The organism is Marinitenerispora sediminis (genome assembly GCF_003336425.1).
Classification (GTDB): domain Bacteria; phylum Actinomycetota; class Actinomycetes; order Streptosporangiales; family Streptosporangiaceae; genus Marinitenerispora; species Marinitenerispora sediminis.
In genome coordinates this window covers 1-14,405 of record NZ_QEIO01000136.1, presented here as the reverse complement: position 1 = coordinate 14,405, position 14,405 = coordinate 1, and the positions used below count along the sequence as shown (strand labels likewise).

Annotated in this window: 9 protein-coding genes and 2 pseudogenes; 6 read left to right on the top strand and 5 right to left on the bottom strand. The window is 72.9% G+C overall.

From position 1 onward, the window contains the following. The 4 genes and pseudogenes from DEF28_RS21335 to DEF28_RS21320 all read right to left on the bottom strand — a co-directional run. Nucleotides 1–498: pseudogene (locus tag DEF28_RS21335) on the bottom strand (hypothetical protein); the annotation flags it as partial. Further along, nucleotides 498–1,169, bottom strand: coding sequence for an SAF domain-containing protein (locus DEF28_RS21330; RefSeq protein ID WP_233515458.1), 672 nt, complete (start codon nucleotides 1,167–1,169; stop codon nucleotides 498–500). The gene DEF28_RS21330 and the pseudogene DEF28_RS21335, both read right to left, overlap by 1 nt. Before the next feature lie 124 nt (nucleotides 1,170–1,293). Further along, nucleotides 1,294–2,133 carry a hypothetical protein gene (locus DEF28_RS21325; protein WP_114397949.1) on the bottom strand — a complete coding sequence of 280 codons (840 nt, stop codon included), beginning with the start codon at nucleotides 2,131–2,133 and terminating at the stop codon, nucleotides 1,294–1,296. After that, nucleotides 2,127–2,645: a hypothetical protein gene (locus DEF28_RS21320; RefSeq protein WP_114397948.1), complete on the bottom strand. Its 519-nt coding sequence runs from the start codon at nucleotides 2,643–2,645 to the stop codon at nucleotides 2,127–2,129. Before DEF28_RS21320 ends, DEF28_RS21325 begins: the two co-directional genes overlap by 7 nt. A 955-nt stretch (nucleotides 2,646–3,600) precedes the next feature. Here DEF28_RS21320 and DEF28_RS21315 point away from each other — a divergent pair. Beyond that, entirely contained in the window at nucleotides 3,601–4,908 is a 1,308-nt protein-coding gene (locus DEF28_RS21315; RefSeq protein ID WP_114397947.1) for a S8 family serine peptidase, read from the top strand. 81 nt (nucleotides 4,909–4,989) lie between these two features. Here the strand turns inward: DEF28_RS21315 and eccCa are convergent, their stop codons facing one another. Continuing rightward, nucleotides 4,990–8,958 carry a type VII secretion protein EccCa gene (gene eccCa / locus DEF28_RS21310; RefSeq protein ID WP_114397946.1) on the bottom strand — a complete coding sequence of 1,323 codons (3,969 nt, stop codon included), beginning with the start codon at nucleotides 8,956–8,958 and terminating at the stop codon, nucleotides 4,990–4,992. Nucleotides 8,959–9,183: 225 nt separating this feature from the next. On the opposite strand from eccCa, the gene eccD reads away from it, so the two are divergent. From eccD to DEF28_RS21285, 5 genes and pseudogenes are all read left to right on the top strand, one after another. Next, the gene (gene eccD, locus DEF28_RS21305) at nucleotides 9,184–10,584 is read left to right on the top strand and encodes a type VII secretion integral membrane protein EccD (protein WP_114397945.1); all 1,401 of its coding nucleotides are present in this window, start codon (nucleotides 9,184–9,186) and stop codon (nucleotides 10,582–10,584) included. A 4-nt stretch (nucleotides 10,585–10,588) separates the two neighbouring features. Next, the gene (gene eccB / locus DEF28_RS21300) at nucleotides 10,589–12,037 is read left to right on the top strand and encodes a type VII secretion protein EccB (RefSeq protein WP_114446203.1); all 1,449 of its coding nucleotides are present in this window, start codon (nucleotides 10,589–10,591) and stop codon (nucleotides 12,035–12,037) included. 28 nt (nucleotides 12,038–12,065) lie between these two features. Beyond that, the gene (locus tag DEF28_RS21295; RefSeq protein WP_114397944.1) at nucleotides 12,066–12,389 is read left to right on the top strand and encodes a WXG100 family type VII secretion target; all 324 of its coding nucleotides are present in this window, start codon (nucleotides 12,066–12,068) and stop codon (nucleotides 12,387–12,389) included. Nucleotides 12,390–12,500: 111 nt separating this feature from the next. Then, nucleotides 12,501–12,800 (top strand): WXG100 family type VII secretion target, encoded by a 300-nt coding sequence (locus DEF28_RS21290; RefSeq protein ID WP_233515457.1) that lies wholly within the window; start codon nucleotides 12,501–12,503, stop codon nucleotides 12,798–12,800. Nucleotides 12,801–12,927: 127 nt separating this feature from the next. Continuing rightward, a pseudogene (locus DEF28_RS21285) lies at nucleotides 12,928–14,405 on the top strand (hypothetical protein); the annotation flags it as partial.

Sequence of the window (14,405 nt, the reverse complement as noted above, 5' to 3'; positions counted from 1 at the left end):
GAAGGCCGGGACGGACTCCTTCACCCGGCGCAGCTGGGCGGTGTCGTCCCGGGTGAGCAGGAGCGCGGTGTCGGCGTGCCGGGCCAGGTGGGCGGTCGGAGAGCGCGGGGTGAGCCGGCCCAGATCGGTGACGACGGCGGGCCCCGGCCCGGTGGCCAGCATGGGGCTGGCGTCGGCGAGCAGCCGGACGGCGCCGCCCGCGCGGTCCGCGGTGACGGGGGCGACGCAGACGGACAGGCCGCCGGGCAGGCCTTGGGCGTGCTCGCCGGGCCCGGTGGCCGTGGCCGGCCCCGCGGGCCGGCGCCGGGCCGCGGCGGCGAGGTCGGTCAGCCCCGGGGACGGCGGCAGCCGGTGCCAGGTGGCGACGTCGCCGCCGGCCGCGTCGGCCTCCAGCAGCACGGCCCCGGCCTCCTCCGGCCAGGTGCCGGCCAGGGCCAGGGCGACGGTGGTCACGCCCGGGGCACCGCCGAGGGAGAAGAGCGCGACGGTGCGGGGCATCAGGCGCCTCCGTCCGGCGCGACCTGGACGACGGTGATCCGCTCGGCCGCGGCCGCGGCGGAGATCTGGGCGGCGTCGGCGGCGTCCACGATGAGTTCGACGACGGCGGGCCCGTCGGGGGTCGCGGCCTCGAAGGTCTGCACGTGCGCGGGGTAGGCCTCGACACCGGCGCCGCGCCCGGGGGTGCCGGCGCCGCCGCCGTCGGTGACGACGATGGACACCGGCGCGCCCTCGCTCAGCGAGACCGGGAACCGGCCGGGCTGGAGGGAGGCGCCGACCATGGCCTGGCCGGGCTCGGGGTAGCCGGCCTCCGCGCCGAGGGCGGTCTCGGGCAGCACGCTGCCCTCGGCGACCGGGACGGTGAGGGTGCGCCCGACGGTCTCGGCCAGCTGGTTCTCACCGACCACCGAGAGCCCGTCGGTGCCCGCGAGCTGGGCGATCCGCAGGTCCGCCGCCGTGACGACGTGCCCGGCGGGCAGGTCGGCGCCGGCGACGAGGACGCCGCGCCGGTCGTCCAGGCGGTCCACGGCGAGCGCCGCCACCAGGCCGCCCGCGGCCATGAGGGCCACGCCGAAGCCGAGCCAGCGCCAGCGCCGCGGACCGGTCCCCAGCAGCCGGACCGGGGTCCCGCCGGGGGCGGGCGGTCGTGGTCCGGTCGTCGCTGTCTCCACCAATGTCTCCTCGTCAGTTCCGGGTCGGCGGGCCGGGCCCGCCGGAGTGCGTCCGGCGCCGGCGGCGGCCCGGGGAGGGGGACGCGACTCTCCCCGGGGCGCCGGCGTCGGTGGGTGGTGCGGGTCAGGCGCCGGTCTCGGTCACCAGGCTCTGCGCCTCGCGCACCATCAGGGCGGTCTCCGCGCTGGTCACGAGGGCGTCGAGTTCTCCGCTGTTGCCGTCGGAGAAGTCGTAGGCGACGGCCCAGGTGACCTCGGCGCGCAGGGTGTACGTCGCGTCGGGGTCGGCGAGCGAGGCGCGCTCGTAGATGTGCCCGCAGTCGGGGGACTCCGCGTCGGGCTCGTGGACCGCCGGGTCGAAGGGGGTGCCGGGTCCGTCGCAGACCACCTCGGAACCGTCGCCCATGAACCAGCGCACCTGGGTGGGGGTGGCGGTGAGGTCGAGCGAGAGTCCCGGCACCTCCGCGTTCGCGGTGGCGGGCTCCCAGATACCGGAGTCGATCCAGAGCCAGACCGGGGTGCGCACCAGGATCGGGGAGTCGATTCCCGGGGAGGTGGCGATCTCCGGCCGCGGCACCTCGAAGGAGTCCAGGGACTCCTGGATGATGAGCTCGGGGTTGGCCGGCTCCTCGCCGTCGGTGCCGTCGTAGTCGATGGCGTCCCAGTCGATCGCGTCCCAGTCGACGGCGTCCCAGTCCACGGCGTCCCAGTCGATCGCGTCCCAGTCCACGGCGTCCCATTCCGAGCCGCCGCTCTCCTGGCCGGAGCCGGAGCCGGTGCTCGGGGTGCCGGGCGCGTAGCCGTTCTCCTGCAGCCACTTGAGCAGGACCGTGCAGCCGGAGCCGCCGTTCGTCCCGCACTCGATGCTGCCGAGGAACGAGGGGGTGTCGGCGTGGACGGGGGTCGCGGTCGTCAGCGCGACCGTGGCGGCGACCACCGCGGTCGCCGTGGTTCGTCTCAGCATGTGCCGGGCTCCCAGATTCGAAGTTCGGATACGCGCCAGACGAGTCCGTCGTGGGTGACGTCGGCGTCGACGCGGCGTTGACCCGCTCCCCCCGCGGCGGACCCGGTCCCGATGGTCCAGGTCGAGTCGTCCAGGCAGTCGGTGATCTCGGCCCGGCCGGGCTCGGCGACCACCGCCTCCGGGCTCAGGACGGGCTCGCCGCTGACCTCGGCCTCGGCGGCCCCCTGGAGGGCCTCCCGCATGAGGACGAGGGCGCCCCCGGTGGCGTGGCGCTCCAGCTCCGCGGGGTCGGTCTCCCCCTCGTGCGAGGCGGCCACCACGGTCTCCCACATCTCGGTGTAGGCCCGCAGTGCCGCCTCCTCGGGCGGGAGGGTGGAGCTCGGGGCGGCACCGGTGGGAGTGGGCGCCGGCGTGGTGGCGGACTCCGACGAGCCCGCGCAGCCGGCGGCGAGGAGGAGCACCGCCGCGCATCCCACCGCGGTCGTCCGGCCGCCCGCGCTGGAGGCCCTCATCTCCTCACCCCTGTTCCGTCCGTCTGGACCAGCGACGTTGCAGTGTGCCGGGTGGCAGAGGGTACTGGTCCGAACGGTGTCGGGTACCGAATTTTCGACCGGTTGCGACCGAAGTTTCGGCCTTTACCGCGAAGCGATACTAGAGCGCGGAAAGGTTAGAGGCAACCATTACCGGAAAGGAACATCGAACCGAAATACCCCCGCACGGAGGCCGCGTCCCGCGCGACCGCGGCGGCGGCGCCCAGGCGCCCCGCGACGCCCGGCGGGGAGCCGGAAATCATGTCCCGCGGCACCGCACCGTCGACGACCAGAGCCACTTCTACCTGCATTGACCTGCGTTTTTTCCAATACCGTCGCCGCGGCTCCGAAGAAGCGGGGCGGCGCACCGCACGCCGACCGGGTCAGCGCGATCCGATCCCCTTCCACCGGACACCGGAAATCCGACCACGCTCGAAAGAGCCGACCACGAGCACGCGCAACCGACCTGACGTACGCGGTGTCCGCGACGGAAATAGGAGGTTAATTTCGGACCGAGACCGACTCCATTTCTTTATCGAAATGCCACCTGCCGGTGAGGCTGCGGGGTCGGATGCGCGGCGCGGTCGCACGGGGGCGATCGCCGGGGCGGCGTCCCGCCTCCTGGGTACGGACCGCGCGGGCGCGCACCGCTCCAAGGCCGGTACATGTGGCATCATATGCTCTTCCTCTTGGCATTACGTGAGCCTAGGAAAGTGGCAGACGCCACACAAGCCCTCTACCTGGAACTCTTCGCCGCCGACCTCCAGGAATCCACGTCGTCCCATGTCACGACTCGCCCCCTGGTAAGGAAACGCTGTCGGTGCGGCGAGACCGCGGCCGCTCGGCCGCGGGAGGGGAGTGCCCAGAGGCACGGTACGCGGTGGCTAGAGTGTTCGCGACCCGAGCCCGAGCGGCGGCCTGGAAAGGGAACCTGCCGATGGAGTACCGGTCCACGACCCGCCGCTCCGCCCCGCGCGGGCGGCGCCCGCTGCGCGGGGCGGCCGCCGTCGCGCTGCTCGCCCTCGGCCCGATGGCGGCCCCGGCCCACGCCGCCTCCCCGGAGCCCTCCGCCTCCCCCAGTGCGGAGCCGACGGCGCTACCGGAGATCACCGCGCTGAAGGTGCCGGACGACCCCTGCGTGAGCGCCGGGAGCGACGTCGTGGCGGAGGCCCCGTGGACGCACCACGCCCTCGGTCTCACCGAGGCGCACGAACTGAGCCGGGGATCGGGCACGACCGTGGCCGTCCTCGCCACCGCCGTCGACGACGGCGCCGGCGCCCTCTCCGGCGCGGTGGCCGGTGCCAGCACTGACTGCCTCGGGTTCGGCAGCTTCCTCGCCGGAGTCGCGGCCGCCCGTACCGAACCCGGCAGCGGGTTCGTCGGCGTGGCCCCGGGGGCGCGGATCACCGCCGTCGCGACCGGCGAGCGGGACTCCGGGCTCACCTCCGCCGGCCAGATCGCCTCCGGCATCACCGACGCGGTCGCCGCCGACGCCGACGTGATCCTGGTCGGCACCGCCGCGCTCGCGGGCTCCGCGGCGCTGGACGAGGCGGTGGCCGCCGCCGTCGCCGCCGACGCGGTCGTCGTCGCGCCGGCGACGGCCCAGGGCCCCGACGGCCCGGTGCCCGGCCATCCGGCGCAGAACCCCGACGTGCTCAGCGTCGCCTCGCACGACGTCGCGGGCGTCCCGGTGCTGGAGGCCCCGCTCATGGGCGAGGACGACGAGCCCGCCCGCGTGGACGTGATCGCCCCCGGCGACCGGGTCATGGGGGTCGGCCCGGGCGGCGACGGGCACTTCGTGAGCGCCGGCGACGGCGTGGCAGCGGCGTTCGCCGCCGGTGCGGCGGCGCTGCTGCGCTCCCACGCCCCCGACCTCACCGGGGCGCAGGTGCGGGAGCGGCTCACCTCGACCGCCTACGCCTCCCCCGGTGGTGCGAGCGACCCGCTGGCCGGCCACGGCCGGATCGACCCGCTGGCCGCGCTGACCGGCCGGCCGGCCGCCGGCGACACCCGCGTGCCAGGCGAGGAGTACGTCCCCGACCCCTCGCCGCGCGGCTCCGTGGAAGCGGCCACGACGGCCGCGGTGGTCGGCGCCGCCGGGTTCGTCGTCGTCTTCTCCGCCCTGGCCGGAGCCGTCCTGCGCAGGGGGCGCGCCCGCAGGTGGCGGCCCGCGGCGGCCAGCGAGCGGCCGCCTGACATCGACACCCGCTGGGGTCCCGGCGGCACGTCGGGCGACCGTCCCTGACCCCTTCCGACGCCGCGCCGGCGAGGCAGCCCGCCGCCGCTGCGGCCCGGTGCACCGCGCCGGGCCGCGGCGGCGTCCGCGTCACTCGTCCCAGTCGCTGCCCTCGGCGATGGCGAGCTGGACCTCGACGGGGTCGCGCCGCGCGATCCAGATCGCGCGGCCGGGCGGCATCTTCTGGGCTCGGACGTTGCCGAACAGCATGCCCTCCGAGGGCGGGGTCGACAGCATGATGGCCGGGGTGTTGCCGTCGATGAGCGCCCGGATGACCGGATCCATCGAGGCCCGCCCGAACCCGCCGGCCGCGTGCACCACGATCAGGTGCATGCCGATCTCGGCGCCCTGCGAGAGCATCGGGAGCAGCGGCGTCAGCGGGCTCGGTCCGCTGCCGCTGACCATCTCCATGTCGTCGATGATGATGAACAGCTCCGGCCCCGACCACCAGTCGCGCTTGCGGATGCGGTCGGGGGTGATGTCGGGACCGGGCAGCCGCTCCTTCATCGCCTGGGCCGCGGCGGCCATCATCTCGCGCGCGGGGTCCGCGCTCACCGCGTAGCCCAGCTGCATCTCCTTGGGCACGGCGTCGTACAGCTCGCGGCGCTGGTCGACGAGCACCACCCGCGCCGTGCTCGGGTCGTAGTGCGCCCTGATCGCGTTGGTGATGTGCCGCAGCAGGGTGGTCTTGCCGCTCTCGGTGTCCCCGACCGCCAGCAGGTGCGCGGTCGAGGAGAAGTCGTGCCAGAAGGGCTTCATCCGGCGGCTCTCCAGCCCGAGCGGCACCCGCAGGCCCCCGTTGGAGCTGATCTCCGCGGCGGGCAGCTCGGCCGCGCGCAGCTTCAGCGGCAGCGTGCGGACCGGAGGGGCCGGCGGGCCGCTCCACGCGGTGCGCACCCGCTCGATGATCTCGGTCAGGCCCGCGGAGAGGGTGACCGGGTCGGCGCTGCCGTCGGCGCGCGGCAGGCCGGTGAGGAAGTGGTGCTGGTCCTCGGTCATGCCGCGGCCGGCGACCCGCGGCACCGTCTTCGCCTTGCGCATGTTGATCATGGAGTCGACCGCGTCGCCCAGCCGGAGTTCGAAGCGGGTGCCCATCAGGTCGCGCACGCCGCTGTGGAAGTCGGCCCAGCGCGGCGACGCCGCCACGACGTGCACGCCGTAGTTGAGGCCGCGCTGCGCGATCTGCAGGATCGGCGCGATCAGGTCCATGAAGTCCTGGCGGATCGTGGCCCAGCCGTCGATGACGAGGAAGACGTCGCCGTAGCGGTCGTCGGCGAACTCCCCGGCGGCCCGGCGGCGCCGGTAGGTGCCCATGGAGTCGATGCCGTTCTCGGCGAAGTGCGCCTCCCGGCGGTCGAGGAGGTCCGTCAGCTCCATGATCGTGCGGTTGATGCGCCGGGCGTCCGTGCGGCCCACCACGCTGCCGACGTGCGGGAGGGTGCTCATCGACTGCAACACGCCGCCGCCGAAGTCCAGGCAGTAGAACTGCACCTGGGCCGGCGTGTTGAGCACCGCCAGCGAGGTCACGAGCAGGGCGAGCAGCGTGCTCTTGCCGCTCTGCGGTCCGCCGGCGATGCCGACGTGGCCGCCGGCGCCCGCGAGATCCGCCTTGAGCGGCAGCCGCAGCTGCTCGAAGGGGCGGTCGATGATCCCCAGCGGCACGGTGAGCTTGCTCGAGTCGGACCAGAGCAGGCCCCCCGGCGGCAGCACGGCACCGGACATGGCCAGCAGCTCGTCCAGGAGCGGCGGAACGCCGAGCGGCGGCAGCCACACCTCGCGGGCGGCCGGGCCCTGCTCGTGCAGCCGGGACAGCGCCACGCCGAGCAGCGGCTCGGCGGACTCGTCCGGGGCCGCCTCCTCCTCGACCACGGGCGCCGGCGCCCGGCCGGGGACGTAGCCGTCCAGGAACGGCACCACGTCGGCGAGGAGCTCGCTGCGGGCGGACGTCCGCTGCCGGACGTGGTACGGGCCGGAGACGTAGGCCGCCTTGAACCGGGTGAGGGTCTCGGTGTCGCTCTTCAGGTAGCCGTTGCCGGGTGCGGAGGGGAGCTGGTGGGCGTCGGGGACGCCGAGGACGCCGCGGCTCTCGATCGCCGAGAAGGTCCGCAGGCCGATCCGGTAGGACAGGTGGCTCTCCAGCTGGTGCATGCGCCCCTCGTCGAGGCGCTGCGAGGCGAGCAGCAGGTGCACGCCGAGGCTGCGGCCGAGCCGGCCGATCATGACGAACAGGTCCATGAAGTCGCGGTGCGCCGCCAGCAGCTCCGAGAACTCGTCTACGACGACGAAGAGCGTGGGCATCGGCTCCATGCTCGGATCGCTCTGCCGCGCCTTCTCGTACTCGTGGATGGAGCTGTGGTTTCCGGCGGCGCGGAGCTGCTCCTGGCGGCGGATGAGCTCGCCGTGCAGGGCGTCCTGCATGCGCTCGACCAGGATGGCCTCGTCGGCCAGGTTGGTGATCAGCGCCGAGGTGTGCCGGAGGCGGTCGAGGCCGATGAAGGTGGCACCGCCCTTGAAGTCGACCAGGATGAAGTTGAGGGTCTCGGAGGAGTGGGTCAGCGCCAGCGCCAGCACCAGGGTGCGCAGGAGCTCGCTCTTGCCGGACCCGGTGGCGCCGATCAGCATCCCGTGCGGCCCCATGCCGCCGAGTGCGGACTCCTTGAGGTCGAGTTCCAGGGGCGCGCCGTCGGCGGTCATCCCGATGGGCACCCGCAGCCGGTTCTTCGGGTGCAGCTCCGACCACATCCGGTGGACGTCGTGGCTGTGCAGGTTGGTGATGCCCAGCAGCGTGGTCAGCTCGAAGTCGGTGGTGAGCGGTTCGGTGATCTCCGTGGCGACGCTGACCCGGTACGGCGCGAGCAGCCGGGCCAGGCTGTCGGCGCGGGTCCGGCTCAGCGCGTCGGGCCGGCCGAGCGGCGAGTAGACGGTGCGCCCGCTGTGGTCCTGGGAGATCATCTCCAGCCGGCCGGGGGCGACCTGCAGGGCCAGCGTGTAGGGGTCGTGCTCGGGCGGCAGCGGGTCGTCCACCTCGATGATGATGGCGTTGCGGAACCCGCCCCCGGTGAACCGCGACCCCGGCGGGATCTGGCCGCCGTCCACGACGATCACCGTGTAAGGCTCGTCGCGGCTGGGAGCGGCCGCCGGGTCGAACCGCGGGCGGTCGGCGAACTCGTCGCCGATCAGCCCCTCCAGTTCCACGGCGTCCTGGGCCAGGAGCCGGAGCGGCCCGGCCCCGTCGCTCTCGGTGGGGTGCTGGGTGTGCGGCAGCCACTTCAGCCACGCCCACTGGGCGCGGCGGTCGTCCGCCACGCACGCGGCGACCCGCAGCTCGTCGTGGGTGTGGAAGACCACGAGCTGGCTCACGAGCGCCCGCACCATCGCCCGGGACGCCTCGGCGTCGCCGCGCAGCGACAGGTGCGCGTAGCCGCGCAGGTAGACCGAGATCGGCTGGTCCTCGACCGTGGCGTAGGCCCTGATGAACCGCCGCAGTGCGTGCGCGCTGAGCGGCTCCAGGTCCTCGACCGGCTTGGAGGAGACCGGTGAGATGGTCATGCCCATCTCCTGCTCGCCGACGGCCAGCCGCACCTCGGCGAAGTCGTCGTCGGTCGAGCGGCGCTCCCACAGCCGGGAGGTGCGCACGATCGACCAGAGCGCGTCGGGGTCCGGGGCGCGCCACAGCATCGCGTCGCGCTGCTCGGTGACGACCTCGCGCAGCCGGGTGCGCATCTGGTTCAGGTAGCGCAGGTAGTCGCGCCGGTCGTCGTTGAGTTTGCGGCGGCGCTCCAGGATGGTGCGCAGGTACTGCCCGGCGAGCATCAGCACCGCGCCGGCCAGCATCATGCCGCCGGCGATGTAGGGCATCACGCCGCCGCCCCCGCCGCCGGGCCGGATGAACAGCATCATCATGGCCAGCGAGGTCATCGCCATCGGCAGGTACATGAAGACCGAGGAGACGCTGGACTGCATCTCCGGGAGTTCCGGCGGTTCCTGCAGGGTGATCTCGCCGGAGGGCATGTCGGGTCCCGGGCGCCGCGGGGGCCGACGGATGAGGATGGTGCTCACAGAATGACGTCCTCCTGCACCACCGTGGGGGCGGTCTGGGATCAGATGTCCGAATTAGAACTACACACGGTAATGGCGAACTACAGCACGCGCCCAAAACGGTATCGTTACGACTTAAAGTCACATGACCAAAATCTTGGTCTCAACCAATTCCAAAAGGGGTGGGGCGATGTTAACGTCCTTCCCGTCTGCCGCGCAGTCCCGTACCCCCACGAGTAGGCCCGCATGAGCGACCCCACCGCCACGGAGCTGTGCCGGCTGGTGATACGAGCCCCCAGCCGGTCCTTCGAGATCGCCGCCCCCTCAGACGTGCCGATCGCCGAGCTGCTGCCCACCTTCGTGCTGTACGCCGAGGGCGACGAGGGCGAGGACCTCGACGAGAGCGGCCTGGAGCACGACGGCTGGGTGCTGCAGCAGCTCGGGGACGACCCGATCGACGAGGACGAGACGATCCGGTCGCTGGGGCTGTGCCACGGCGAGACGCTATACCTTCGCCCCCGCCGGGACCAGCTCCCCCCCATCCACTTCGACGATCTCGTGGACGGCGTCGCCAGCGGCATGGCCGAGCGGCCCGACCGCTGGCGGCCGGCCTTCACCCGGATGCTGCTGCAGGGCCTCGGCCTGGGTGTGCTGCTCCTGGGTCTGCCGGTCCTCCTCCTGGGCGGCACCGGGGGCCTGACCGCGCTGATCGGGGCCAGCTCCGCGGTGCTGATGCTCCTGGCCGCCTGGGCGGCCTCCCGCGCGATGGGCGACCCGCTCGCGGCCACCGGCCTGGCCGGCGCCGCGATCCTGTACATGGTCCTGGCCGGCGCCGCCATGCCCGCGGGCGAGCCCGGAACCTCGCTGCTGGGCGCCCGGATCCTCGCCGGGTCCATGGCCGGGGCCGGAGCGACCGTACTCGGCCTGGCGGCGGTCGCCGGCTCGATCCCCTTCTTCCTCGGGACCCTCGTGGTCCAGGTCTTCGGCGTGCTCTACGCCGTCTGCCTGATGTTCCTGCCCAGCGCCACCATCGCGGGCTGCGCCGGGCTGGTGGGGATGCTCTCCCTGCTGCTGAGCACCTTCGCCCCGCAGCTGGCCTTCCGCATCTCCGGAATGCGGCTGCCCCCGCTGCCGGCCAACCCCAAGCAGCTCCAGGAGGCCATCGACCCCTACCCGGCCCGCGACGTGCTGGACCGGACCCGGCTGGCCGACGGCTACCAGAGCGCGCTGCTCGCCTCGACCGGCGCCGTGCTCGCCTGCTGCCTGGTGCTCCTCGCGCGCACCCCCGGCTGGGTCCCGATCACGCTGTGCGTCGTGTTCGCGCTCGTGATGCTGCTGCAGACCCGCGGACTGGCCAGTGCCTGGCAGCGGATGTACATGGTCGTGCCGCCGTGCCTGGGGCTGACCACCCTGCTGCTCTTCTCCGTCTGGGACGCCGACGTGCTGGCGCGGCTGCTGACCCTGCTCGGCCTGTTCGCCGTGGCCACCTCGCTGGCGCTGGTCTCGTGGACGCTGCCGGGCCGCCGGCCGCTGCCGCACTGGGGACGCGCCGCGGAAATCATCCAGATCCTGCTCGCCGTCGCGCTGCTGTCCCTCGTGCTCGCCAACCTCGGCGTCTTCACCGCCCTGCGCGGGATCGGCGGCTGAGGCGGTGCAGACACGACGCGACCGTGTCCAGGCGCACACCTTCGTGGTGGGGCGGCTGGGTACCGCCATGCTCGAAGCCGACCCCGACGCGGTGGACGCCCCGATGCGCCGTACGCGCACCGGCAGCTTCATCGGGCTGGCCATCGGCGCGCTGCTGTGCGTGGGCTTCCTGGTCTTCGGGCTGATCTTCCCCGGCGGCGCCCAGTCATGGCGGCAGGAGGGCCGGCTCATCGTGGAGAAGGAGACCGGCGCCACCTACCTGTACGCCGACGGCGTACTGCGGCCGGTCGCCAACTACGCCTCCGCACGGCTCATCCAGGGCGCGCAGATGTCGGTGGCATCGGTGTCGAGCGCGTCCCTGGAGGGCGTGCCCAAGGGCGGCACCGTGGGCATCCCCGGGGCTCCCGACACGCTGCCCCCCGCGGAGGGCGACCCCGCGACGTGGCTGCTGTGCGCGATCCCGCCCACGGCCGACCACTCCGCCCGCACGTCACTGACCGTCAGCCCCGACGCCGCCGCGGCCGCCCTGCCCGCCGACCGCGGCATGCTGGTCGCCGACCCCGACGGCAACCGCCACCTGCTGTGGCGCGGTACCCGGCTGCAGCTGGACACCGACAACGGGGCCCTGGAGGCGCTCGGCTACGGCACCAGTCCCGTCCTCCCCGTGACGGACGCCTTTCTGGACACCGTGCCGGCCGCGCCGGAACTGGCCGCGCCGGGCGTGGCGGGCCTCGGCGACCCGGGGCCGGCCATCGCCGGACGTCCGACCACTATCGGCCAGGTGTTCGTGGTCGCCGGCGGCGGGGACCAGGACCAGTACTACCTGCTCACCCGCGACGGGCTCGTCCCGCTCACCGCCACCGACTCCAGGCTGCTCCTCACGCACCCGGCGGTCCAGGCGGACGCCTACGGGGGAGACACGCCGACAGCCGTGGAGCTGACCCCCGCCGACCTCCGGGGCGTCCTCGCCGAGGACAGCACCATCGACCGCCCGGACGACAGCCCGTTCCCGGCCAGCCCGCCGGAGCTGGTGGCGCTCGACGGCCAGACCGCCTGCCTGCGGCTCGGCACGGACGGCGACCTGGAGCTGGTGGTCCGGCCGGTCGGCGACATCCACGCCTGGCCGGTGCAGGAGGCGCCCGAGATCGCCCCCGGCTGCCCCACCCCGGACCTTATGGGCATCCCCGCCGGCGGCGGGGCGCTGGTCGAGGCCCGGCCGGTCGGCGGCAGCACCGACACCCCGACCTACTACCTGGTCACCGACGCCGCCGCCAAGTTCCCGGTGTCGGACCCCGACACGCTGGACGCCCTCGGTTTCGCCCCCGCCGCGGCCACCGCCGTCCCGACGTCACTGCTGAGGCTGATCCCCACCGGCCCCCTCCTGGCTCCCGCCGCCGCGCCGCTGCCGGTTCCCCAGGAGCCGCAGCCGCCTGAGACCACCTGTCCCGAGTGACCCCAACACCCCACGAGAGGAGCCCGACATGTCGCAGATGCAGAATCTAGACCAGGCCAACCAACTGGCAGCCGCGGCCATGGAGACGTCCCACACCACCTGCAACAACGTCTACACCTCGGTCGACTCGACCCGCGACCAGCTGCGGGGAAGCTGGCAGGGCGCCGCCTCCAACAAGTACGGCGAGGCGCTGGTCATGTGGCTGGAGGAGCTGCGGCTCATCACCAACGAGATGAACGGCTTCATCGGCACCTTCGGCGGCACCGTGCGGACCATGCACGCGATGGAGGACCAGAACATCGTCGAGGGGTCGAGCTGGAACCGGACCCTCAACCCCAACAGCGCGGGCTGACCGCCCGCCACCGGCGGCGGGGCTCGTCCCCGGCGCCGCCCCTCCCCGGCTTCCGTCGCCGCCGGCCCCCGGTCGGCAGCGCCTTCCACCCACGACAGCAAAGGACGACCCATGACTGACGGCTTCTCCATCAGATACGAGGGCGCGATCATGGGACAGGAGCAGATGTCCCAGCAGACCGAGGTCGTCGCCAGGGCGATCGAGGACCTCGCCGCCGAGATGCAGCGCATCAAGCAGATGAACATCGGTTTCATGTCGGACGAGTACGACGCGGCGATCGCCCGCTGGCGGCTGAACGTCGAGGACATGCGGACGCTGCTGAAGTCCGGTGCGTTCGCGCTGGGCAGCATCACCGAGAACTACAACAACACCGACCGCCGCGAGGCCGCGAACTGGCAGGCCCTCCAGTAGCACCCGCGCCCGGGAGGGCGGTTCCGGGACGACCGTGACCGCCCTCTCCGACGGCCGTGACCGCCCTCTCTCCCCGTGGTGACCGCCCGGAGCGGGCTGGCTGGACGACGACGTTGAGGAGGAGCCCGTGCCCGAGCTGCACGAGACGATGAACATCTTCGCGGACTCCAAAGACGACGGAGACCACCCGCCCATGCCCGCGATGAGCGAGGTCACCAAGGACCCGTGGCTCACCCACGGCTACTACCACTTCTGGGAGGACGACCACTTCATCCACGGCCACAGCTTCAAGAACATGAACCTGTGGTTCAGCTGGAACGAGTCCACCCAGACCTGGACCGGTCGAGGCTGGACCTACTCCGGCGGCACGGACTACTCCGGCTACTGGTTCGAACCGACGCTGTACGGCGCCGACTCGGCGGAGAACAAGTTCCGGAACCGGCTGCTCGACCTGCGCAACGTCATGGTGCTGGGCAACTCGATCCGCTCCGGCAACTACTCGACCCAGACGCACTGGGACATCGCCGGCGAGATCGCGTCCGCGGACGACTTCTTCTCCACCCAGCGCGACGGTATCTTCGAGCGGTTCAAGGAGATCGACGTCCCCGACAGCCCGATGCAGGGCGACGGTGCCGCGGCGTTCGCCGCCCACCTGTACAAGCTGGGCACCTACCTGGAGTCGCTGACCGCGCAGTTGGACGTCTTCCACAACGCCGTCAACGACGTCCGCCCCGGCATCACGAGCGCGATCATGACGCTGGCCAACCAGATCGACTCCTGGAACGCCAACTACAAGGGCATCTACGAACTCGTCTACGACTGGTACAACGCCGCCAACGCCAGCCTGTCGTTCAACGAGGCCCGCGACCAGATGTGGATCAACGTCAACCCGGACACCAACGACTGGGGTGTCGTGGGCGACGCGGGGACCGACGCTCGGGTCAACGCGCTGCTGCACGACCGCTGGCGCAAGCAGCTCGACGGGGTGATCGACGCGGCCGCAGCGCTCCACAAGACGATGGAGACGCACTACGACACCGTCACCGGGCGGATCAAGCGGATCGCTCCGACCCCGGGCACGAACCCGCCGGGGTACACGCCGCCCGACGGCGAGGGCGGCCCGGGCAACGGGAACAACAACCCGTGGGACAACCCGCCGGACTGGCTCGACGAGTACATGAACACTCCGCCGCCCAAGCTGGAGTTCGAGCCGCCGCCCGAGTACGAGTACACGCCGCCGCCGGGTCCGGGGCCCGGCAGCGGCATGGGGCCGCCGCCCAACAACGAGTACCAGCCGCCGCCGATCGAGACCTACAGCGGACCGGGTGGCGGCAGCAGCCTGCCTCCGCCCGGCGGCGACTACCAGCCACCGCCCGTCCAGTCCTTCAGCGGACCGGGTGGCGGCAGCAGCCTGCCTCCGCCCGGCGGCTCCTTCGGCGGGCCGGGGAACAGCAGTCTGCTCCCGCCGCCCACCGAATCCTTCGGCGGACCCGGCAGCGGCAGCAGCATGCCGCCGCCCTCCGTCCCGGAAACCATCGGCGGACCCGGAAACGGCAGCAACATGCCGCCGCCCTCCGTCCCGGAAACCATCGGCGGACCCGGAAA